The sequence below is a fragment of the Aminobacter niigataensis genome, from assembly GCF_946995915.1.
Classification (GTDB): Bacteria; Pseudomonadota; Alphaproteobacteria; order Rhizobiales; family Rhizobiaceae; genus Aminobacter; species Aminobacter niigataensis.
On sequence record NZ_OX341518.1, the window covers coordinates 96,075 to 117,472 of the forward strand.

22 protein-coding genes are annotated in these 21,398 nt (G+C 60.1%); 1 reads left to right on the forward strand and 21 read right to left on the reverse strand.

Translation table 11 applies throughout. The features are described from left to right. Positions 1–58: 58 nt before the first annotated feature. Complete coding sequence (locus O1Y97_RS24765) at positions 59–1,039, reverse strand: NAD(P)H-quinone oxidoreductase (RefSeq protein WP_268738222.1); 981 nt, start codon at positions 1,037–1,039, stop codon at positions 59–61. 203 nt (positions 1,040–1,242) lie between these two features. After that, entirely contained in the window at positions 1,243–2,640 is a 1,398-nt protein-coding gene (locus tag O1Y97_RS24770; RefSeq protein WP_268738223.1) for an aspartate ammonia-lyase, read from the reverse strand. 239 nt (positions 2,641–2,879) lie between these two features. Here O1Y97_RS24770 and argE point away from each other — a divergent pair, with 239 nt between their 5' ends. Continuing rightward, positions 2,880–4,037, forward strand: coding sequence for an acetylornithine deacetylase (gene argE, locus O1Y97_RS24775; protein WP_268738224.1), 1,158 nt, complete (start codon positions 2,880–2,882; stop codon positions 4,035–4,037). Between the two features lie 4 nt (positions 4,038–4,041). Here argE and O1Y97_RS24780 read toward each other — a convergent pair whose 3' ends face one another. The 19 genes from O1Y97_RS24780 to O1Y97_RS24870 all read right to left on the reverse strand — a co-directional run bounded on the left by O1Y97_RS24780 (position 4,042) and on the right by O1Y97_RS24870 (position 21,395). Then, positions 4,042–4,998 carry a LysR family transcriptional regulator gene (locus O1Y97_RS24780; protein ID WP_268738225.1) on the reverse strand — a complete coding sequence of 319 codons (957 nt, stop codon included), beginning with the start codon at positions 4,996–4,998 and terminating at the stop codon, positions 4,042–4,044. A gap of 124 nt (positions 4,999–5,122) precedes the next feature. Further along, positions 5,123–5,800 carry a DUF1028 domain-containing protein gene (locus O1Y97_RS24785; RefSeq protein WP_268738226.1) on the reverse strand — a complete coding sequence of 226 codons (678 nt, stop codon included), beginning with the start codon at positions 5,798–5,800 and terminating at the stop codon, positions 5,123–5,125. A 15-nt stretch (positions 5,801–5,815) separates the two neighbouring features. Then, complete coding sequence (locus O1Y97_RS24790) at positions 5,816–6,235, reverse strand: RidA family protein (protein WP_055973758.1); 420 nt, start codon at positions 6,233–6,235, stop codon at positions 5,816–5,818. A gap of 80 nt (positions 6,236–6,315) precedes the next feature. After that, positions 6,316–7,788, reverse strand: a complete 1,473-nt coding sequence (locus O1Y97_RS24795; protein WP_108610120.1) for a 4-hydroxyphenylacetate 3-hydroxylase family protein — start codon at positions 7,786–7,788, stop codon at positions 6,316–6,318. A gap of 44 nt (positions 7,789–7,832) precedes the next feature. Then, positions 7,833–8,396 carry a flavin reductase family protein gene (locus tag O1Y97_RS24800; protein ID WP_159091741.1) on the reverse strand — a complete coding sequence of 188 codons (564 nt, stop codon included), beginning with the start codon at positions 8,394–8,396 and terminating at the stop codon, positions 7,833–7,835. 131 nt (positions 8,397–8,527) lie between these two features. Further along, a complete protein-coding gene (locus O1Y97_RS24805) occupies positions 8,528–8,977 on the reverse strand; it encodes a type II 3-dehydroquinate dehydratase (protein ID WP_183263837.1) in 450 nt (149 codons plus the stop codon). Positions 8,978–8,990: 13 nt separating this feature from the next. Beyond that, positions 8,991–9,638 carry a glutathione S-transferase gene (locus O1Y97_RS24810; RefSeq protein ID WP_268738227.1) on the reverse strand — a complete coding sequence of 216 codons (648 nt, stop codon included), beginning with the start codon at positions 9,636–9,638 and terminating at the stop codon, positions 8,991–8,993. A 102-nt stretch (positions 9,639–9,740) separates the two neighbouring features. After that, a complete protein-coding gene (locus tag O1Y97_RS24815; protein WP_108610116.1) occupies positions 9,741–10,163 on the reverse strand; it encodes a GlcG/HbpS family heme-binding protein in 423 nt (140 codons plus the stop codon). A gap of 145 nt (positions 10,164–10,308) precedes the next feature. Beyond that, positions 10,309–11,283, reverse strand: a complete 975-nt coding sequence (locus O1Y97_RS24820; protein WP_268738228.1) for a hypothetical protein — start codon at positions 11,281–11,283, stop codon at positions 10,309–10,311. Between the two features lie 87 nt (positions 11,284–11,370). Beyond that, a complete protein-coding gene (locus O1Y97_RS24825) occupies positions 11,371–11,934 on the reverse strand; it encodes a HutD/Ves family protein (RefSeq protein ID WP_318764301.1) in 564 nt (187 codons plus the stop codon). Positions 11,935–12,023: 89 nt separating this feature from the next. Continuing rightward, positions 12,024–13,130 (reverse strand): ABC transporter ATP-binding protein, encoded by a 1,107-nt coding sequence (locus O1Y97_RS24830; protein WP_318764302.1) that lies wholly within the window; start codon positions 13,128–13,130, stop codon positions 12,024–12,026. Positions 13,131–13,165: 35 nt separating this feature from the next. Then, entirely contained in the window at positions 13,166–13,975 is an 810-nt protein-coding gene (locus O1Y97_RS24835) for an ABC transporter permease (RefSeq protein ID WP_108610113.1), read from the reverse strand. Next, positions 13,972–14,910, reverse strand: a complete 939-nt coding sequence (locus O1Y97_RS24840; RefSeq protein ID WP_318764303.1) for an ABC transporter permease — start codon at positions 14,908–14,910, stop codon at positions 13,972–13,974. Before O1Y97_RS24840 ends, O1Y97_RS24835 begins: the two co-directional genes overlap by 4 nt. Further along, on the reverse strand, positions 14,874–15,899 hold the full coding sequence (locus tag O1Y97_RS24845; protein WP_108610111.1) for an ABC transporter substrate-binding protein: 1,026 nt from the start codon (positions 15,897–15,899) through the stop codon (positions 14,874–14,876). The genes O1Y97_RS24840 and O1Y97_RS24845 overlap by 37 nt, the downstream gene beginning before the upstream one ends. A 105-nt stretch (positions 15,900–16,004) precedes the next feature. Next, entirely contained in the window at positions 16,005–16,940 is a 936-nt protein-coding gene (locus O1Y97_RS24850; protein WP_183263842.1) for a 2-hydroxyacid dehydrogenase, read from the reverse strand. A gap of 717 nt (positions 16,941–17,657) precedes the next feature. Continuing rightward, the gene (locus tag O1Y97_RS24855) at positions 17,658–17,912 is read right to left on the reverse strand and encodes a hypothetical protein (protein WP_318764304.1); all 255 of its coding nucleotides are present in this window, start codon (positions 17,910–17,912) and stop codon (positions 17,658–17,660) included. Between the two features lie 284 nt (positions 17,913–18,196). Continuing rightward, a complete protein-coding gene (locus O1Y97_RS24860; protein ID WP_268738232.1) occupies positions 18,197–19,195 on the reverse strand; it encodes an asparaginase in 999 nt (332 codons plus the stop codon). 9 nt (positions 19,196–19,204) lie between these two features. Continuing rightward, positions 19,205–19,960 carry an amino acid ABC transporter ATP-binding protein gene (locus O1Y97_RS24865; protein WP_268738233.1) on the reverse strand — a complete coding sequence of 252 codons (756 nt, stop codon included), beginning with the start codon at positions 19,958–19,960 and terminating at the stop codon, positions 19,205–19,207. Continuing rightward, complete coding sequence (locus O1Y97_RS24870) at positions 19,944–21,395, reverse strand: aspartate ammonia-lyase (protein WP_268738234.1); 1,452 nt, start codon at positions 21,393–21,395, stop codon at positions 19,944–19,946. Before O1Y97_RS24870 ends, O1Y97_RS24865 begins: the two co-directional genes overlap by 17 nt. Between the last annotated feature and the right edge of the window lie 3 nt (positions 21,396–21,398).

Genomic DNA, 21,398 nt, shown 5'->3' on the forward strand with positions numbered 1-21,398 from the left:
GCCGTATCGTCTGGACGCGCGCAATCGTCCGCGCCCTGACATCAAGGGCTGCAAACCACTAGCCGCATCTGAGCACGATCTTGCCCATGTTCGCGTTTTCGTCCAACAGGCGATGCGCCTGGGCGGCCTCATGTAGCAGGTAGGTCCTGAAGATGGGCGGTGCCACCTTCCCCTTCGCGACCAGCGGCCAGACATGCCGCTCAACCGCTCGCGCCAGCCGGCTCTTCTCGTCTACGGATTTGGGTCTCATTGTAGAGGACGTCAAAGTGAGGCCCTTCATCATGATGGCGGTCAAGTCGACCTCCACGACAGCGCCTTCCATGAAGGCAATACTGACATGACGGCCACCGGGCGCCAGAACCGCGAGGTTGCGCTTTATGTAGCTGCCGCCAACAATGTCCAGCACGACATCCACGCCGCGGCCACCGGTCATGCTTCGGCCGATCTCGACAAAATCCTCGCTGCGATAATCTATGGCTACGTCGGCCCCCAATTCGCGCACGAAATGCGTCTTTTCCGGACCACCGGCAGTGGCCAGGACGGTTGCTCCCGCAGCGCGCGCAAGCTGAATGGCCAAGCTTCCAATGCCGCTGGCACCACCGTGGATGAGCACCGTGTCGCCCGGAGCGACTCCGCCGCGTTCGAAAAGATTGTGCCAGACCGTGAAGGCCGCCTCAGGTAGGGCCGCGCTGGCGACGTGGTCCAGGCCCGCTGGAAGCGGCAGGCAGTGCCCCGCCTGGGCGAGGCAATATTCGGCGTAGCCTCCGCCGGATACCAGTGCTGCAACCGATGTCCCCACCATCGACGGCGCGACGCCGGGACCCACGGCAACGATCTCACCGGAGATTTCCAGGCCGAGAACGTCGGTGACACCCGCCGGCACAGGAATCGCGCCGCGGCGCTGCATGATGTCTGGCCTGTTGACGCCGGCGGCCTCGACGCGGACCAGGACTTCGCCCGCCCCCGGCTGAGGCAGCGGCCGTTCGACCAGCGTCAGAACCTCCGGACCGCCGGGATGGGACGCCACTACCGCTTTCATCGTCTTCGGCAAAACTGTCACTGCAAATCCCTGCTGTTGTTGATTTAGGTGCAGGGATCGACAGCCTCACCATCCTGGCGCTTGACGATCACATCCTGCGATTTCCTGCCGTGCAGTTGTGACAAGGCTATTGGCTTCAGTACATTCGTGAATATCGGGCCCCGGCATCGGATAAACTGATCAACGGCACGCCAAAGGGCCAATCACGCTGGAAAAGCCAGGCTCATCGGGTCAAGCATCGAGGCTGCCTGTTCGCTGCTCACCAGACCGCGCTCCACCGCAAGCTCGGCCACCTTTCTATCGAGCCGAAGCGCGTCGTTGGCCAATTCGGCGCTGCGGCGATAGCCGATCAGCGGCACCAGGGCAGTAACCGAACCTACGCTCGCTTCGAGATGCGTCCAGCAGCGCGCGCTGTCGGCTTCGATGCCCCGCACACACTGCTCGTCCAGCGTGCGGATCGCGGCCTCGAGCATTTGCATGGAGAAATGTAGGTTGAACGTTATGAGCGGCTCCATTGCGTTGAGCTGAAGCTGGCCAGCCTCAGACGCCATGGTGACGGCGATGTCGTTGCCGATGATCTGGAAGCAGACCTGATTGACGACTTCCGGAATGACGGGATTGACCTTGCCCGGCATGATCGACGAGCCGGGCTGGACTGCCGGCAACCGAATTTCGCCAAGGCCGCCGCGAGGACCGCTCGACAGCAGGCGCAGGTCGTTCGAAATCTTGGAGAGCTTTGTCGCCAGCCGCTTCAGCATGGCGGAGAACAGGACGAAGGCGCCCATGTCCCAGCTGGCTTCGACCAGATTGGCGGCCGGCGTCAGCTTGTGACCACTGATTGCCGAAAGCTCGCCCAGCGCGATCTCGGAATACCCCCTGGGCGCGTTCAGGCCGGTGCCAATGGCCGTACCGCCGAGGTTTACCTCCGCCACAAGCGGCAGCATCTCGCGGAGCCGGGCGACATCCTCATTCAACGCCGTGGCGAACGCCGAGAACTCCTGACCGAGCGTCATCGGCACTGCGTCTTGCAGCTGGGTGCGTCCCAGCTTGGCAACCTTTGCGAAAGCGGCTGACCGCTCCTCGAACGAGCCGACCAGCGAGCGTAGCGCCCGTTCGAGGTCGCCATGAGCCAGAAGCAGCGACAGGCGCACAGCGGTCGGATAGGCATCGTTGGTTGATTGTGAACGGTTGACGTCGTCATTGGCGTGAACCGGCTCGTTGGCGCCGCGCGCACCACCAAGCTTCTCATTGGCAAGATTGGCGATGACCTCGTTGGCATTCATGTTCACCGACGTGCCAGCACCGCCCTGAATGGGATCGAGCGGAAAGGCATCGAAATGGCGGCCGGCAATGACCTCATCGCAGGCGCTTTCGATTGCGTCGCACTTTTGCTGTGACAGAAAGCCAAGACGGGCATTCGCACGAGCCGCAGCCTGCTTGGTCATGGCGAGCGCCACGATGACATGCGGAAAGCGGCTGAGTGTCATGCCGGAGATGCGGAAATTTGCGCGTGCGCGTTCCGTTTGAGGCCCCCACAAGGCATCGCAAGGCACATCTACATGCCCAAGGCTGTCATGTTCACGTCGAAACCGAATTTCCATTTCCCGCCCCTCGCCGCACCCCGAAGCGATATTTGAGGTGCTGGAATGAGGCTAAGGGGGCTTCCGCGAGACTGCCATTCGCAAAAGACTAAGCTGAAGAACGGCGAATACGATCAGATGCCGCCCGCAGCCCCCGACCGGTGGACTTTACGATCTTCTGCTTCGGAAAAACCAAATGGCGCCGATGCGGGCTGGTCGGTTAGCTAGGGCCAACTTCAACGAGCCATAGCTCGGGATCAATGTCCATTCAGCGCGCCACGGAAATACTTGATCGGCTTATCGCCTTCCCGACCATCAGCCGAGCCTCCAATCTCGACCTGATCCACTTCGTCAGGGACTTCCTGGCCAGGCTCGGCATCGCGGCCGACATCGTGCACAATCAGGAAGGGACCAAAGCCAACATCTATGCGACGCTCGGACCGGCCGAGGTTGCAGGCGTGCTTTTGTCGGGCCATACCGATGTCGTGCCTACGGAAGGCCAGGCGTGGAGCAGCGATCCGTTCCGGATGGCCCAGCGGGGCGAGCTTCTTTACGGCCGCGGAACAGCCGACATGAAGGGTTTCATCGCCTGCGTGTTGGTGCTGTTCGAGGAGTATGCGGCCCGCAGCTTCAGCCGTCCGCTGCATCTCGCCTTCAGCTATGACGAGGAAATCGGCTGCGTCGGCGTGCGCCGGCTGATCGACCTTCTGGCCAACAGATCCTATCGCCCTTCGATGTGTGTGATCGGTGAACCGACCAGCATGCAGACCGTGGTCGCCCACAAGGGCAAGGTCGCGGGCCGGATCAACTGCACCGGGCGCGAGTGCCACTCCAGCCATGCACCGGAAGGGCTGAACGCCATTCATCTTGCCACCGACATGGTGGGTACGCTGCGCGCGCTGCAGGACGAACTGCTCGCAAGTGGCGCACGCGACCCGGACTTCACGGTGCCTTTCACGACGGTTCACGTCGGCATGATCAACGGCGGAACCGCGCTCAACATCGTGCCCAACCATTGCAGCGTCGACTTCGAGATCCGCAACATTCCAACCGACAATGCGCAGCCGCTGCTCGACCGCTTGGCCGAGCGCGCCATGGAACTGACAAGCCATGCGCAGTCGCGCTTTCGCGATACCGGTGTCGCGCTTGAAATCGTCAACGCCTATCCTGGCCTGGACACGCAGCCTGACGCCGCGGTGGTTCGGGAAATCCAGAAACACACCAATGGCGGCAAGCTCGGGAAAATAGCCTTCGGCACCGAGGGCGGGCTGTTTCACGAACGGCTTGGCATCCCGACAGTCGTTTGCGGACCCGGCGACATTCGCCAGGCCCACCAGCCGGACGAATTCATCAGCCTCGATCAGATGACCCAGTGCATGTCGATGCTTCGCAGGCTGGCCGACGACCTGGCCGCATAGCGCCTCAGCGCATCGGCGCCATCCCCGGCAGATTGACCGTGGTCATCAGCTCGCGGCAATGCTCTTCGAATCTCTCGGTGGCTCGCGTCTTGCGCAAGCCCTTGAGCGTGGCAATGCCGAGCACCATCGGGGGATGGTCTCCCGCCAGTGGCACGTAGGCGAGCTGCTTTCCGTTGACGGCTGCCATGTTCATGGGACGCGCCGTCATGAGCGAATAGCCAAAGCCGCATGCCACGAAACTGCGAACCGTTTCGGGAGAAACCGATCGCGCGGTTATGTTCGGGGTAATGCCATGCGTCACGAACAGATTGAGGAAGTATTCCTTGCTCAGCGGCATGTCCAACAGGATGAAAGGCTTCTCCGCCAGCACGGACAGCTCGATCGATTTTTCGTTGGCAAGCGGATCATCGGCCGGCAGCAGAATATAGGTGGGCAATTCGGCCAGGGGCTCGAAGGCGATGTCGTCGGTCAAATGGATCGCATAGGTCAGCGCCAGGTTGATCTCGGCACGTCGCAGCTTGGCGATCAGCGCTGCCTCGTCGTCTTCGCTGACTTGCAGCTTCACGGCGGGGTATTGCGCAAGAAACCCCTTGCACAACTCGGGAATGAGCATCGGTGCCAGGGTACGGAACGAACCGACCTGCAGCGGGCCAGAAACCGATTTGGCCACTTCGTCGGCAATGCCGTGAAGGTCCTCCGCCTGCTGCAGAAGCGCCTTGGCCGCGTGCAACAGACGTTGACCGGCCGGCGTCAGGGACAATCCCTGCGCATGATGGCGGACGAAGAGCTGGAGGCCGAACTCGGCCTCCAGCTGCGAAATCGCAGCCGAGATCGAAGGCTGTGAGACATTGATGCGTTCCGACGCAAGGGTAACCCCGCCCACCTCGCCCGCAGCCACGAAGTAGGCGAGTTGCCGCAACGTAAATCGCATTGAAAAGGTACGCAAATCGAGATCGTTCACGAGGCCCTGAGCTAGGTTAGTATTCAAGCTAGGTATTCCTCGCGGCGTCGGTCGGACGATTGCGTAAGGAACCATCGCGGACGATGGCGGCTGCGAATTTTGCTGTCAAGGCGTCATTGGCGCCTTACAGATCTCCCGGAACTCCATAAGACGGCGCGACCGACGGGTTGATCCCGCGCGACACGTAAGCGTCAAGTTGCGGCTCCCACAGCTCCCACAACCTGGAGAGCTCACCGATGGGATCGGTTTCATGCCAATCCACGCGCAGGTCGGCAACTGGCCAGGCAACCTCACGCACCAGCAGCATGCCAACCGAATGGACCGGGCCTTCTTCACCCCCGGCCGCCAGTGCTGCCCGCATGGCCTTGATCAGGCGGCTGCCGAGCGACCCGCCCTCGGCCATCAGGAACGCTTCGACCATTTTTTCGGGCACCGCCGCGTTCGACAGCAGATTGCCGGCGGCCACGACGTTGGGCTCGATCACGGTCCGATGCGTGCCGAGCGTGTTGCGCCCGGAAAAAGCAGCACCGCCGCCATTGCCATCGACCAGCGCAAGCTGGCGATACTCAAGGTGACTGGCTTGCGATTTGATGCGCTCCATCGCGTCTGTGGCACTAAGCCCGGAAGCCATCAAATCGAGACCAAGTGGCCCGAGAGTGGGGTCGGTGATGTTCTGGGTCGCCACCACACCGACGCCTGCCCGAGCATGGGCGCAGCGCGCGGCGACGCACGGGCTGGACGACGAAACCGCAATGCCGAACATTCCGGTCTTTGCGCAGCGCGCCGAAATCGAGAAGGTCAACTGTTCAACCTCCGATCAGGCGGCGTCGGGGATGACTGCGGTCACCTCGATTTCAACGACCCATTCTGGCCGGGCGAGTGCTGGGACAACGATGCCGGTGGAGCAAGGGAACACGCCCTTCAGCCACTTGCCCATTTCCTGGTAGACCGCTTCGCGATAGCGGATGTCGGTGACATAGACGACGATGCGGCAGATGTGCGCCATCTCGCTGCCCGCTTCCTCAAGCAGCATCTTGATGTTTTGCATCGTCTTGGCTGTTTGCGCGCCTGGATCGCCGACATGCAGGCATTCACGCGTGTCGAGGTCCTGGGAAACCTGGCCACGAAGGAAGACCGTGGTGCCGCGGGCGACGACGCCCTGCGAAAGATCGTTGTCGAGCTTCTGTTCTGGATAGGTGACGCGGGTATTGAACGGACGCAGGCGCTGATGGATCATGATTGAGGTTCTTTCACAATATCGGGGGACGCCTGCGCCAACCGGGGGGACCGGCTGGCGCGAAGCGAGTTGAAACGGTGCTACTTCGCCGCCGCCGCAAAGCTCTGCGGACCGTAGACGCGGTCCGACAATCCGGCCGCTTCCTTGGTGAAGCGCAGTGGCTCCTTCCAGTCGAAGTTATTGTAGACGGCCGCCAGGTGCGCGAAGGGTGGGGCCTGCGCGAAGAGCTGGAAGGTCAGGCGATGACCGGCATAGTCGGAATTCAGCAAATCGCGTGCGAAGGCGAGAAGCTTGCGCCGATCCTCGGCATACCAGTTGTCGTTTAGCGTGTAGAACTTCTCGAGCCATTGTCCGGCTTCAGGATCGCGGAAGCTGGCGTAGTCCGGCGTGATGCAGATCTGACCGCCGCAAAGCTCGCGGGCGATGTGCATCATGTGGTGGAGTTGCGAGCAGGCGAGCACGCGGCCAGCCATCAGCAACGACTGGTTCGGCATAAGCAACCCTGCAGGGCTACGCTCGGCAGTGGCAATTGCCGCCGTCAGGTGTGCATTGATACCCTCGCGGTAGCAGGCCAGCGTGGCGAGCTTTTCCTGAACCGCCTGCTGCTTTTCAAGGCCGGTCTGGCGCACGTTCCACAACGCCGCACCGATCATCAGGTCGGCAAGCTTCTGGTTGCGCTGGACAAAAGCGAACGCCGAATAGCGATGCAATGTCGAGCGGATGAACTGCGCCGCTTTCGTGTACTGGTAGAACAGCACATTTTCCCACGGGATCAGCACGTTGTCGTAGATGACCAGCGTATCGACCTCGTCGACGCGGTTGGACAGAGGATAGTCCTCGGCCGGCGCGCGTCCGGCAAAGCCGGTGCGGGCAATGAAGCGAAGATTCGGCGAGGAGAAGTCGCAAACGAAGCCGACCGCATAGTCCGACAGCTTTTCGTCGCCCCAGTTCGCAATCGTCGGCTTGGTGAATGCCTGGTTGGCATAGGCCGCGGCCGTCTCGTATTTCGCGCCGCGGACAATGATGCCGGCGTCCGTCTCCTTGACCACATGCAGAAGCATGTCGGGGTCCTGATCTTGCGGGCGCTTCGAGCGGTCGCCCTTGGGATCGGTATTGGCCGAGACGTGGAACGGGTCGTTCCTCAGAACCGTGTTGATATGGCGCTCGATGTTGACCGCAAAGCGCGGATCTACATCGTTGAGCATTTCGCGGCCGTCGAACAGCGACCACATTTCACCGACGGTCTCGTCGCCGACGCGGGTGACAATTCCCCGTGCCTCATCAAGGACGGTATCTGTGGAGCGGCGCTTGTCGTGCCAATCCTGCTGCGTGTACGGCAGCTTCAGGCCGACCGCGAAACGCTCGCCGCCTTCTTCGTAGGACATGACCGAGCTGTGCTTCGGGTCATGCGCCATATCGTAGATGCGAGCCCGGATATCGACGATAGGCTTGAACATCGGGTGCGACGTGACGTCTTTGACACGCTCACCATTGATCCAAACCCGCCGGCCATCCCGGATCGAATCCCGATATTGATTACCGGTTCTGATCATTGATACGCCTTTCTCTTGGGTACTTTCTTGCTTCCGGCCGACCGCTAGCTGTTCAGCGGCAAGGTGGACGGATGGCAATATGCGCGTCGGCAATGCGCCAGGGGGGCGCTTTCGGTGGCGGTTACATCCACCACACGGCCGACAAAAATCGTATGGGTTCCAACGTCGTGGCCGCTATCGACAACGCAGTCGAAGGTGCTTGCGGCATCCGGAAGGCGCGCCGATCCCGTGACGGTCGGCTGCCATTCGGCGCAGCGGAAATCGAATGCCTCGCCTTCGCGCGGATGCCCGGCAAAGACGTCGGAAATGTCACCCTGGTGAACCGCCAGGAGATTGACGCAGAATACGCCGTTTTCCTTGATGGCCGCGCATGCCGGACTGCGACGGTTGACGCAGACAAGCAGCATTGGCGGGTCAGCCGACACTGACGCCATCGCACTGACGGTCACGCCAAATGTGCCGGCAGGACCGTCCGTGGTGATGACATTGACGCCGGTTACAGCGCCGCTCATTGCGCCAACGAATGCCCCGCGATCGACCGTCGGAAACTCCTGGCCGACAGCCTTGAACTCACGACTTGTACTAAGCGATGCTTGGAGGGTCGACATTTTGGGTGTCTCTCGAAGTTTTCATTGCCTTGTTCGATGGGTAAATATTGGCGCAGAAGGCATCTTTTTGAAAATAGAGCTTAAATATCTCTTGGTTCGGTATTCCTGATGCAGCCATCCCTTGGCTGGCGTCAGTGACCGCGCAATTTCTGCACGATCGCTTCAATGGCGATTTCGTAGCCGGCCGGGCCAAGTCCGATCAGGCACCCGGTGACGGCTTGGGAAATGAAGGAGTGATGGCGGATCGCCTCCCGCTTGAAGACATTGCTGACATGGACCTGGAAGCTCGGGCCTCCGAAGCTCGCCATGGCGTCCATGAGTCCGATGGAGGTGTAAGACAGGCTGCCACCGTTGATGACGATGCCATCGGCCTTGCCGCGCGCCTCGTGAATCCAGTCGATGAGCATGCTTTCGGAACTGGACTGGTTGAAGCGGACCGTGGCCCCGAGCAGTTCGGCCTTGTGGCGGCAGCGCGCCTCGATGTCGGCGAGGGTCAGCCGGCCATAGGGGCCTTCGGGGTCGAGACCATACAGGTTCGTGTTGGGTCCATTGAGGACCTCGATATGCAATATGTCGGACATCACGCGCTCACAGTCATGCTTTGATCTTGGTGTGATCGACCGCCGCCAGGCGGTCATAGGGCTTGGTCGCCACCATCGAAGCACGCGCATCAAAGTCGGCGAACCATCGCTCCGCCACCGGGCGTTGCGCCCGCCAATTCAGCTCGGGAAACCGGAAGTCGAGATAACCGAGAGCGCAGCCGAAGCTGATCGCGCCTATCGTCACCTCGCCGCCGATGTCCGGCAGCAGAGCCTCGATCTTGTCCAATGCGGCTTCGACCTTGCGCAGCTGTGCGGCGCGCCATTGAGGCGAACGCGCGCCCTCAGGCCGCATCAGCATTTCGTAGCGGGCCAGCAGCGCCGCATCGAGCAGCCCGTCCCCCAGCGCCTGCTGCATGAGCGCTGCCCAACGGCGCGGACCCCGCGGCTCGAAAATCGTGGTGTCCCCGGCCAGTTCTGCCAGGTATTCGCAGATGACCCGGCTGTCGAACAAACACATGCCATCATCGGTCAGCAGGGCTGGAATCTTGCCGAGCGGATTGAACGCGAGAAGGTCCCGGTCTCCCTCGAGCGGCGTGGTGCCGCTCGGTATCAATTCAATCCTGCTGACCAGCCCGACTTCATGGGCCACCGTCATGACCTTGCGGACATAGGGAGAAGTCGGAGCGTAAAAGAGTTTCAAGACGCGAACCCGCCATTGCAAGTGTTCTGATTTGGACGACAGCTGTCGACTTGATCGGATCAAGTCGCCAATGCCGATCGGGGCGATCGGGCGAGCCGGCGGCTAGGGCTTCTGGTCTTCGGCGCCCACGCCACTGAGTGCGGCACGCGCCACCTCGACGTCCTGGGCGCCTGTCCCGGAACCGACACCGACCGCGCCAACGCAGTGCCCGTCGATGAATATGGGCAAACCGCCCTCTAGATTGGTAAGGCGACCGCCGCCCGCGATGGCGAGCTTGATTTCGTAGTTCGGATCGAGGCGTGACGTCGGCTGGCGATGCGAGGCGGCGGTGATCGCCTTGGACATCGAGGTTTCACGCGACAAGAGTTTTGCCCCGTCCATCCGCACGAACGCCAGCAAATTGCCGCCGTCGTCGACGATCGTGATGTTTTGGGGAACGTTGAGCGACTCGGCCTTGGCAACTGCACTGGCGAGGGCCTTGAGCGCCCCGGCGTGCGTCAGCTTCAATGCAGGCTTGGTTGTCATGTCTACCTCCAAGGATGAGGCCGGCCATGACGATCTCGCTGGCAAGCCATATTCCTTGCTAGGTATCCACCCAAGGTCTTGGATCTGTAAAATAGTATAGCTCGTGCCTATGGATCACATTTTGCGATCTTTCGGCGAGACGAAACTAACCGGCGCGCCGACGGATGAAATCGACGAACAATATGGCCTGCGGTCCAGGCTCTATGGCACGCCAACACTCCAGCGCCAGGGTTGCCACCCCCGAAGCATCGATGGTGATGCAGCCGTGTGACAGCGGTCCAGATGCATTTGGCAGCCGTACCATAACATCATATGCGCCGCAGGCGGGTTTGAGCACGCTGCCGTGCCAAGCCACGATCTTCTCTCCCGATCGCAACACCGCAGCCGGCTCTGCTCCCAGCTCGACGCTCCACGCATGGCCGAGCAATGAGTTGGCTGCCTCGATGTCACCCGACATGAGCAGATTGCGCACGCGCGTCGAGGAACAGGTGGCGTCGTCCCAGTGAACGTCCTCGACCACCGCCACCGCAAACCCGCGCTGTTGTCCAAGGCGTCGCAAAAGATCCACGTCGCCGCGTCGCTGCCGGCCGAAACGAAAATTGTGGCCGACAACCAACCGCGAGACCTTGAACCCGCCGACCAGGATTTCATCGATGAAATCCTCCGGCTCCTGTCCGGCGAAGGCGTGGTCAAAACGCGGGCTGTACAGGAAGTCGACGCCGAGCCGACCGAAAGTTTCCGCTTTGGTGGCGGGCGTGCCGAGACGGAACGCCTTGGCTTGCGGCGCAAAAAGCTGGCGCGGGTGCGGTTCGACCGACATGACGCCGATCGGGCTGCTACCGACGAGCGCGGCCGCCTGGGCCGCCGCCATCAGCGCCTGGTGGCCGCGATGGAAGCCATCGAAACTTCCAAGCATCATGACGCTTGCCTGCAAGTCGGCCGGCAGCGTCGCTGCGTCAGTCACCAGCTGCAACGGGCTACCGCATGGCCCAACAAAGGGGACGCCCATGCCCTGATGCAGATCTCGCGGTGCAATGGATTGGTGGCGCTGGCCAAGATCGCCAATGCGGCCGCGATACGGCGAGAAGAGTGTATTTCGGGTATCGACCATCGTGTTCATGATCGAAAAAATAGCTCAACTTCATGCCTCGGGAAAATATGAAAGTGCAAGCAACAGGATCAGCAATTCTGATCCACCAGCCGGTGGCTAGGCACGCGTCTCCGGTTCGAAAGCAGCAACCAGGCACACGCTGTCCCGGCCTGGAGCAATATCGACCCGGGCAACGTCCCGCACGATCAGCGTTTCGCCGGCATCGATGCGGCCTGGGGATGCGATGCATTCGCCGCGCACGGCATGCACGACAAGCAGCCCACCTGGAGGAACGGACATGCTGCCTCCGTCGGAATTGCCGACCACGGCGACCCGTGCAGACCAGCGTCCGCGGCGCGTCATGACGTTCATGACCTGTGATGCGCCGCCTGGCAGCTGCGAACAAGGCGCCGACGCGCTGTCGAAGCGATAGGGCGACAGGTACCCTAGCGCCACCTCCTCCCCGTCCTCGAAGCGAAGGACCAGGGGATTTTCACCGAGCCGCGTGATCGTCCGGTCGATGCCCGGAAACGGAGAGAACTGCGATTCGTCGACGATTGGCGCCCGGCTGATGCGAATATCGAAGTTCTCATGCGTTGCGCCTTGCGGCAGCAGGAGGACGTCTTCGGTGACGCCCCGGCCATTTTTCCAGGGCGTCGTTCGATAGTCCTGCTCGGTCAAGAATTCCAACATCAGGATTGCCCTTCCTACCAGCCAGGGCCTCGGCGCCGGCCGGTCATACGTTCTGCACCGGCGCCCGACGTTCAGCTTCAGCTCGACTTGTCGGCCAGGAGAATGACCTGCGACAAGTCGAAGGCGATCTGCGTCGGCATTCCCACGGGAACCCTGCCGACAACGTCGCCGCCAGGGAGCCGCATCTCGATCGGACCGAGGCCGTCAACGCGCAGGCGCGTGATCGTGTGCGAACCCTGATAGATGTGGGTCAGCACTTCACCCGTGACGACGTTGCAGCCGGCGTCGGCGGACGTCGCTATCCGGATGTGCTCAGGCCGCACGAACGCCTGCACCATCTCTCCCTGGCCGAACTGCCATTCCGCACGCCGTGGCGCGGTCATGCGGATATTTCCGATTGCCAGCGAGATCTCGCGGTCGGATGCCTGATAGATTGCCGCCGGCAAGGCGTTGATTTCACCGATGAAGGAGGCAACGAAACCGTTGGCCGGATTGCGGTAGAGATCGATCGGCTCGGCCACCTGCTGAATTTGACCGCGGTTCATCACCACGATGCGATCGGAAAGGCTGAGCGCCTCGCCCTGGTCGTGTGTCACGAAGATCGTTGTCAGGCCGGTATTGCGATGCATTTCGATCAGCTCGACCTGCATCTGGGCACGCAGGCTCTTGTCGAGCGCCGACAAGGGTTCGTCGAGCAGCAGAACCTTGGGCTGGATGGCGATGGCGCGTGCCAGGGCGACACGCTGCTGCTGGCCTCCCGACAGTTGCGAGATGCGCCGGCCTTCCATGCCCGACAGCTTCATCATCTCGATGGTCTGCATGACCTTGTGCGTAACTTCGCTCTTGGAGAATTTCCTCTGGCGCAAGCCGAAGGCCACGTTGTCGAAGACGTTCATGTGCGGAAACAGCGCATAGCTCTGGAAAACCATGCCGGTGTCGCGCAGATGAACGGGAACATCGGTGACGTCGACGCCACCGATGTGGATCGCTCCGGCGCTGGGGTCGATGAAGCCCGCCACCATGTTCAGCAAGGTGGTCTTGCCGCACCCGCTGGGCCCGAGCAGGGTGACGAATTCCCCGGTATGGATCGGCAGCGATACGTTGTTGACTGCATGGAACGAGCCGAACGTCTTGCTTACGGCCTTGATCTCGACCGAGTGTTCGAGAGCTGTGATGGCGGTCATTTTTTGATGCATCATGGTGCTAAACCTCTAGCGCTTCAGCCGTTGTCGATTCCGAGGATTCGACGGAGGCCGAGGAAATGATTGGCAATGATCATGATCGCTGTCGTCGAAAGGATCAGCAGCGCCGATATCGCCGAAATGGTGGGGTCCGCATATTCCCGGATGTAATTGTACATCGCGACCGGCAGCGTTTGGGTGCGGCTTGCGGTGACATAGAGCGAAGCCGTGAACTCGGTCAGCGACAAGATCGATGCGATGAGCCAGCCGCCTATCATGCCGGGCAAAATCAAGGGAACCGTGATCTTGAACATCACCCTGGTGGGCGTGGCGCCGAGATTGGCCGCCGCGCGGGCGTAGTTCGGGTCGACATTGCTCAGCGAGACGAAAACTGCGCGGGTCACGAATGGTGTCACAAGCAGCAGATGGGCCATGACGATGACAGCAAAGCCCTGCGTCAGGTTGAGATGGCTGCCGAGCAGAAGGAAGCCAAATCCAGTGGTGAAATGCGGCACGATCAGCGGCGACCACAGCGCGGCTTCAAGAAGACCGCGACCACGGAAATTATAGTGGAAGATCAGATAGGCGAAGCTTGATCCAAGCAGCATGGCGAGTGTCGAAGACACCCCCATGACGATCAGGCTGTTTTTGAACGCCACCTGAAAGTCCGGATATGTCAGCGCCTTTTCATACCAGCGCAGCGAAAAGCCGTTTGGCGGAAACGCCATGACTTCCGTGGGGTTGAACGAAGTTGCCACGACGACCACGGCAGGCAGCGTCATATAGACCAGGATCGCCACCACGGCCGTCCAGAACAGAGTGCTTCGCATGTTCGTACCCTTGCTCATGACGTCGCCATGTTCTGCTCGAGGCGGGCCGTGAGGAGTTTCATCAATGCCAGGCTTCCAAGTGCGGCAACCAGCGCGACAAGGCTCAGCACCGCCGCAAAGGGTAGATTGAATGACGAGAAGCCCTGGAGATAGACGACATTTGAAATCATCAGCACCTTGCCTCCACCGATCAGCTGAGGTGTCGAGAAGGCGCTCATCGTCCAGGCGAAGACCACGACGAAGCCGGAGAGAATGCCCGGCAGGGTAAGTGGAATGGTGACCCACCAGAAAACCGTGTTCGGTGTGGCGCCAAGATTGGCGGCCGCCTTTTCACAGTCGCGGTTGATCTGGCTGATCGCGGTCGCCAGCAGGATGATCATGACCGGCATTGCAAATTGCACCAGGGCGATGACGACGCCCACCCGCGTGTACATGATCGGCACGGACCGATCGATGATGCCCAGCGACTTCAGCGCCGTGTTGACGACACCGTCCGAGCCGAGCACCAGCATCCAGGAATAGGTGCGCACGATTTCGCCGGTGAACAGCGGCGTGATCGCCAGGACCACAAGTACAGAACGCACCCAGTTCCGCTCGGCGCGTACCAATGCAAACGAAATCGGATAGCTCAGCAGCAGTGCGAAGAACGCCGTCGCAAAGCTTAGGATGAAGGTGTCGAGCAAGACCCAATAGTAGATTGGCCGATTGATGCGGGTGAAGTTTTCCAGCGTGAAGCCACCGACATTCAGCGATCCGGGAACGAATTCGAGGAAGCTGTACTTCAGGACATTGAACATCGCTGCGGCGAAAATCACCGCGACGAGTACCGCTGGCACGAGAAACTGAACGAAAAAGGGGCGCTGTCTGGTCATGGCCGTTGGGCAGCGCACAAGGCGCTGCCCATCCTCTCGACTGGTTACTGCATCATGTTTTCGGTGAACCAGATCTTCCACTGCGGAAGAAGCTTGGCGTAGGTCGCATCGTCAAGCACGATCGCCTGGGTCTTCCACTGCTCGTCGGTCGTGAAGATCCCTGGCAGTTTCGCAAGCTCTTCCGAAATCTTGGCCTTGCGGTTCATCGGCGAACATTTGTGGAATTCGCAGATCTCCTGCTGAACGATGGGATCCAGCGCGACGTTGATGAACTCGTGCGCGGCATCGAGCTTCTTGGTTCCCGTGTTGATGCCCAGGGCGCCGATGCCAACCACGGCACCTTCCTTCGGGATGGCAATCTCGATCGGCAAGCCTTGCTCGATCAAATGGTAGCCATTGATCGACAGCAGGACCTGCACAGGCGTTTCACCGGTGCGGATGAGATCCTGGCTGGTCGCGTCCGACTGATAGAAGGCCTTGATGTTGGGCTTCAGCGCAGTCAGCTTGTCGGTGATGCTTTCCCAATCCGCCGGGCTTTTGCCTTCCATGACCGAAGCGGCGATGACGACATGGCTGGGATCGAAATCCGGGAGACCCAGGCTGCTCTTCATGGATTCGTCCCACAGAACTTTCCATGAATCGATCTTGAAGCCTTCAGGCATGAGATCGGTGCGGAAGGCCGGCGAATAGACGTAGGAGTAAACGCCCATCTCGTAGCCGCCGCGATCGCCGGCAGGGTAGAGGTCGGCGGCGTTCGGAACCTTGCTCATATCGAGTTTCTCGAAAAGGCCATCCGATTGATAGAGGGCCCCCACATGCGATGTCGTGTAGGTCACGTCGGACTCGGGATTTCCCTTGGCGACCTTGGCCTTGGCCAGACGGTCGAGCGTGCCACCGGTGATGAATTCGACTTCCATCCCTGTACGCTTGGTGAATTCCTTGGCGATAATGGCCGTTCCGTCCTTCCAGTTTCCGCCCCAGGTGCTGACGATCAGCTTCTCCTGTGCGCCCGACTGCGTCGCGAACGATGCCAGCGCCATGGCGCCGATGCCAATCCAATAATTCTTCATTTGCATGCTCCTCACTTTTTCATTGTTGTTTATTGACACCAACGTTGCCAAGCATCGCGTTCCCCAGCGATGCGAGACAGCGCAAACTCAGGGATTTCCCTGAACCTAGTAGCCCCTTTGCGGATCGACTTGATGAAGGGGCGCTTCACCGCGGCGCACGCGCCTTATGCTCTCGGCTACATCGCGAACCGCCAGAGCGGGCACGGTAATGCTGGCCAGATGTGGCGTTATGAAAACGTTGTCCAAGGCCCAGTATGGATGGCTCGGTGGCAACGGCTCGGCGCCAAACACGTCAAGCGTTGCTTCGCCGATGGCTCCCGATCTAAGTGCCGCCACCAGGGCTGCTTCATCGACCACAGCACTACGCGAAACGTTGATGAACTTGGCGCCAGCGGGCATCAGCGCCAGTTCACGCGCGCCAAGGAGGGCATGCGTGTCGTTTGTCGCCGGAAGCATCGATACAAAGATCTCGCATTCTCCGAGCAGGGCATCGAGCGAGCTACGTCCGGCGTGACATGCGACCCCGGGAATGGTCTTCAATGAGCGCGACCATCCACGGACGTCATAGCCCATATCGGCAAGCGATTTGGCCGCATGGGCACCGAGCTCGCCGAGACCGAGGACGCAGACCTTGATTTCGGACAAGGCGCGCGGGTGGACATAGTGCCACTCCCCTCGCCGCTTGGCGCGCTCGAAGATATGCATGTCACGGGCGTAGCGGGTCACTGCAAAGATGACATAGCTCGTCATGAGCGACACCATCCCGGGATCCGAAAGGCGGGTAATAGGAACAGGCACGAGATCGTCGCGGTTCAACAGCGCGTCCACCCCAGCGCCAAGGTTGGTCAAAAGCTTGAGATTGCGGAACCTCTGGAAGAAGCCTTTCGGAGGCAGCCAGCACAAGGCGTAACTGACTTCCGCAGGATCGCCACCGTCTTCGTCAACGCGAAAATCCAGATCCGGCAATTCGCTGGCGAGAGCATCCCGCCATGCCGCGGGATCATCCACGGGACTGTAGAAGACAAGAGCATCACGCTTCATGCTAAACCCTTCTGCCGAGACTGATCGCGGCCTGTCACCGCCGCCGATTGGTCTTTTGTCCAGGCCCCTCGAGACCTGATCCTCGAACCAAGATATGGAAGTTCGCTGGTTAACGATGTGACGCCGGGGGACCATTGAAAAGAACTTTTAGTCGTTCCTCTGCATTGGATATTCCGATCCTATCGCAGGCCAGCCTAGCGGCTCGCATCTTGCCCTAAGCGCACCATCGAAGGCTCACTGCAGCGAAAAACTGCAATGCCAGTTGCTCGAATGTATGCGCTGCAATTTGGACGGCTAAATGCCCCCGGGCGAATTCTTGCGGCAAAGCCTCGGGCCGGAACTCGCTCAAGCCAATCAAGATATGATCTGCTTGCCAATGTGGAAGCGGGCACGAGACTTGGTCTGGCGTCCTACGCCGTTTCACCGGCGTTGGATATTCGACGCATCATCAACGATGAGCCATCGCACCAGCGTTGTTGGTTTTATTATTAAATAAGCACAGCACTATTTCAAACCAACCTTGATTTCCGACAACAAGACTCTGATGCGCCGAAATACATCGTCAATCACACCCCACCCGAACCGGATCTGGCTGCGATTTGATGGACCCTGTTGGCAAGCACGCTTGCCGGCGGACGCCAAAATCTCGTCATCACCAGATTTCATGGAAATCATAGCCATCCTCCAAGTTATGTTCTGGTCACAATTGTAAGAATTTTAGAATCCGAGATAATTTGGCGTAACTGAATCGAATATATCTGGTTCGACATCATATAATTTTCGCCTAGGCACATTTCCTATTACGCTATGTGCATAATCAAATTGATACCTCATTCCGAACACTCGAACTATAAAACCAGATATTCCATGCTTAGGTAAATTTGCAACTTTCTTGACATAGGCATTCTCTATCTCTTCAGCTGTTGCATTCATTTTTACGCCTAGCACTTCGTATAGAGCTGATTTTGCCATTTCTGGAGACTCCAACGCATTCGGTGAGGCTGATTGACGTTGAGGCTGAACCTCCTGAATAAAATTACAAAACACCTTTTCCGAACCAGTAACTCAAGAATTCTGATCCAGTCCCGATTGCGAGATTGTTCAACGGGCGACGCCTGATCATTGAAGATCTCGCTGAGTCGCGAGCCGGGTGCCTGCCGGTTGTCGCGAAACACCGAGAAGCGCCCTTCAGCAGTTGAGCCTCTCGCCGAATAGCTTCTGGATGCGCAAAGGTCGTTGCGCCGCTTAAGGTCAGGCTACCTGCCAAATTGCGCGAACAGGGCAGCGATCTCTTGTTCAGGCATGTTGGCAAGCGCCAGGCACAGCAGAATTCGTGCCTTCGGACCGTTGAGGCGTCCGGCAAAAATAGCGCCCGCCTCCTCGAGGTCCCGTCCGCCGCCGTCGCCGTAAAGTGGAAGCACCCGACCTTTGGGGCAGCGGGAGGTAACGATGGTGACGATGCCTTTTTGCCTGGCACGGGCTACCGCGGCGACCACCTCAGGCGTCGCGTTGCCGCGGCCGAAGGTTTCAAGCACGATGCCGCGGGCACCAGAGGCTACCGCAGCTTCATACAGGCGCTCGTCTGCCCCCATTGCAAGGGTGATCAAGTCGACGCGCGTCTCGATGTGTTGTGCCTTGATGGCCGCATACCCCGAAAGCCGCCTGGTAATCAGGACCGCGCCATGATCGACCTCGCCCAGCGGCCCCAGGCCACTCGAATCGTATGCCGCCAGACGCGAGGTATGAACCTTGGTGGCGTCGATGGCCGACAGCACCTTGCCGGCGAATACAACCAGCGTGCCGAGATTGGCGGCATCGGCGTACGCAGCCACGGCAATGGCATCGGCAAGGTTGCGCGGCCCATCCGCGTCGGGCTGGTCTGCTCCTCGTTGAGCGCCGGTGAAGACGACAGGCTTGGACGATGAAATGACGAGATTTGCCAGGAAGGCACTCTCTTCGAGCGTATCGGTGCCGTGGGTGACGACACAGCCGCAGATCATGTCGTCCTTGAGTAACTCGTCGATGTGACAGGCAAGTCGAAATGAAGTTTCGAGGTCGATACGGTTGCTGCCGAGATTGCTGAATTCCTCAAGGAGGACATCCACGGCAGGCGCAAGCGGGCCGAGCGTCGACAGCAATTCCGCGCCGGTCGCAACACTCATCAAGGCTTTCGCAACAGGATCATAACGCGAGGCAATGGTGCCGCCGGTCGAAACGACGAGAACCTTTTTCGTACCGGCCTCTTCCGTGTTCATAGCCGCTGCCTAGTGCAGGATCTGACTGAGGAAGAGCCGCGTCCGGTCGTGCTTCGGCGCATCGAAGAACGCCGAAGGTTCCGCGCTTTCGACGATCTGGCCGCGATCCATGAAGATGACGCGATCGGCGACGCGGCGCGCAAAACCCATTTCATGGGTGACGCAGATCATGGTCATGCCTTCTTCGGCCAAACCCACCATCGTGTCGAGAACCTCCGTCACCATTTCCGGGTCGAGCGCGGATGTCGGCTCATCGAAGAGCATAATCTTCGGGTTCATGCAAAGCGATCGCGCAATCGCGGCGCGCTGCTGCTGCCCGCCGGAAATCTGCGAGGGGTACTTATGCGCGTGATCCGAAATCCTGACGCGCGACAGGTAGCGCATGGCGGTTTCGTTGGCGGCCTTTCGGCTCATGCCTCGCACCGACATCGGCGCAAGGGTGCAGTTTTCCAGGATGGTCAAATGCGGAAACAGGTTGAAGTGTTGGAACACCATGCCGACCTCCCGGCGCACCTCGTCCACCGATCGTGTGTCGTCGGTAAGGGCGATGCCGTCGACAGTCACTTGGCCGCTTTGAAACTGCTCGAGGCGGTTGAGGCAGCGGATCAATGTCGATTTTCCGGACCCAGAGGGCCCGCAGATGACCACGCGCTCGCCCTTGGCCACATCGAAATCGATGTCCTTGAGCACCTGGAATTGTCCATACCATTTGCTGACGGAACGCATGACGACAGCAGCATCGGGTGTCTTAGCCGGCATGAGCATCGATCGGCTCGTTGCTTGGGGTTCTCTGCGGAATTGCCATTTCCAACGGGTCGAGCAGGACCTGCAGCGCCAGGGCATCCAAACCCAGCGACACCGCGACCTCCATGACGGTTCGTCCCGATGCAAGCGCTTGCTTGGCGATGTCTGCGGCCTTGGTATAGCCGACGACAGGCACGAGTGCGGTAGCGAGCGAGATGCTGCCCTCAGCGCCGGCGCGACAACGTTCGACGTCGGCCTCGATGCCCGCCACGCAACGCTCGGCGAGATTGGTCATGGCCCGGCCGAGCAGCCGCATCGACGTCAGGAGATTGTAGACGATCAGCGGCTCGAACGCGTTGAGCTGCAGCTGTCCACCCTCGGCGGCCATGGTGACCGCCAGGTCGTTGCCGATCACCTGATAGCAAACCTGGTTGACGGATTCCGGAATGACCGGATTGACCTTGCCGGGCATGATCGAAGATCCGGGCTGAACCGGAGGCAACCGGATTTCGCCCAGTCCGCTGCGCGGTCCGCTGGACAGCAGCCTGAGGTCGTTGGCGATCTTGGAAAGCTTGACCGCGATCCGCCGGAGGATGCCGGAGAATGTAACAAAGGCGCCGGTGTCCCAGCTCGCCTCCAAAAGGTTGCTGGCGGCTTTCAGCTCAAGGCCAGATATCCTCGACAGTTCGACGATGGCACGCTCGGCATAAGCGTGCGAGGCGTTGATGCGGGTTCCTACTGCGGTGCCGCCCAAATTCACTTCCTGGAAAAACGAGGCGACCTCTTCCAGCCGCGCGGTATCTTCCCTGAGCGTTGCGGCGAAAGCTTCGAATTCCTGGCCCAGTGTGATCGGCACCGCATCCTGCAGCTGCGTGCGGCCAATCTTGACCGTGGTCGAGAACTCGCGCCCCTTTGCCTCGAAAGCCGAGATCAGCTTGGCAAGTGCGGTCTGCAAGTCGGAACGCGAGAGCAGCAGCGCCAGCCGAACCGCCGTCGGATAGACGTCGTTGGTTGACTGGGACATGTTCACGTCGTCGTTGGGATGAACCGTCTGGTATTCGCCCTTCGTTCGCCCCAGATGCTCAAGGGCCCGATTGGCGATGACCTCGTTGGCATTCATGTTGCTCGACGTGCCCGCCCCGCCCTGGAAGACGTCGACGACGAACGGCTCCATCAGCAGTCCGTCGATGACGTCGTCGCATGCCTTGACGATGGCTCCGAATTTCGGTTCGGGAAGTTGCCCTGCAGCATGGTTGGAAATGGCGGCTGCCTTCTTGACCATGGCGAGAGCGCGGACCAGCGTCGGAAAATGGCTGAGCGCAATGTCGGAAAGCGAGAAGTTCTCGACTGCCCGCAGCGTCTGGATGCCGAAATAGGCCTCCATGGGAACATCCCGTTCGCCCAGTGAATCGCGCTCGCGCCGTGTGCGCGAGCGATTGTCTTCGTGCCCGGTCATGAT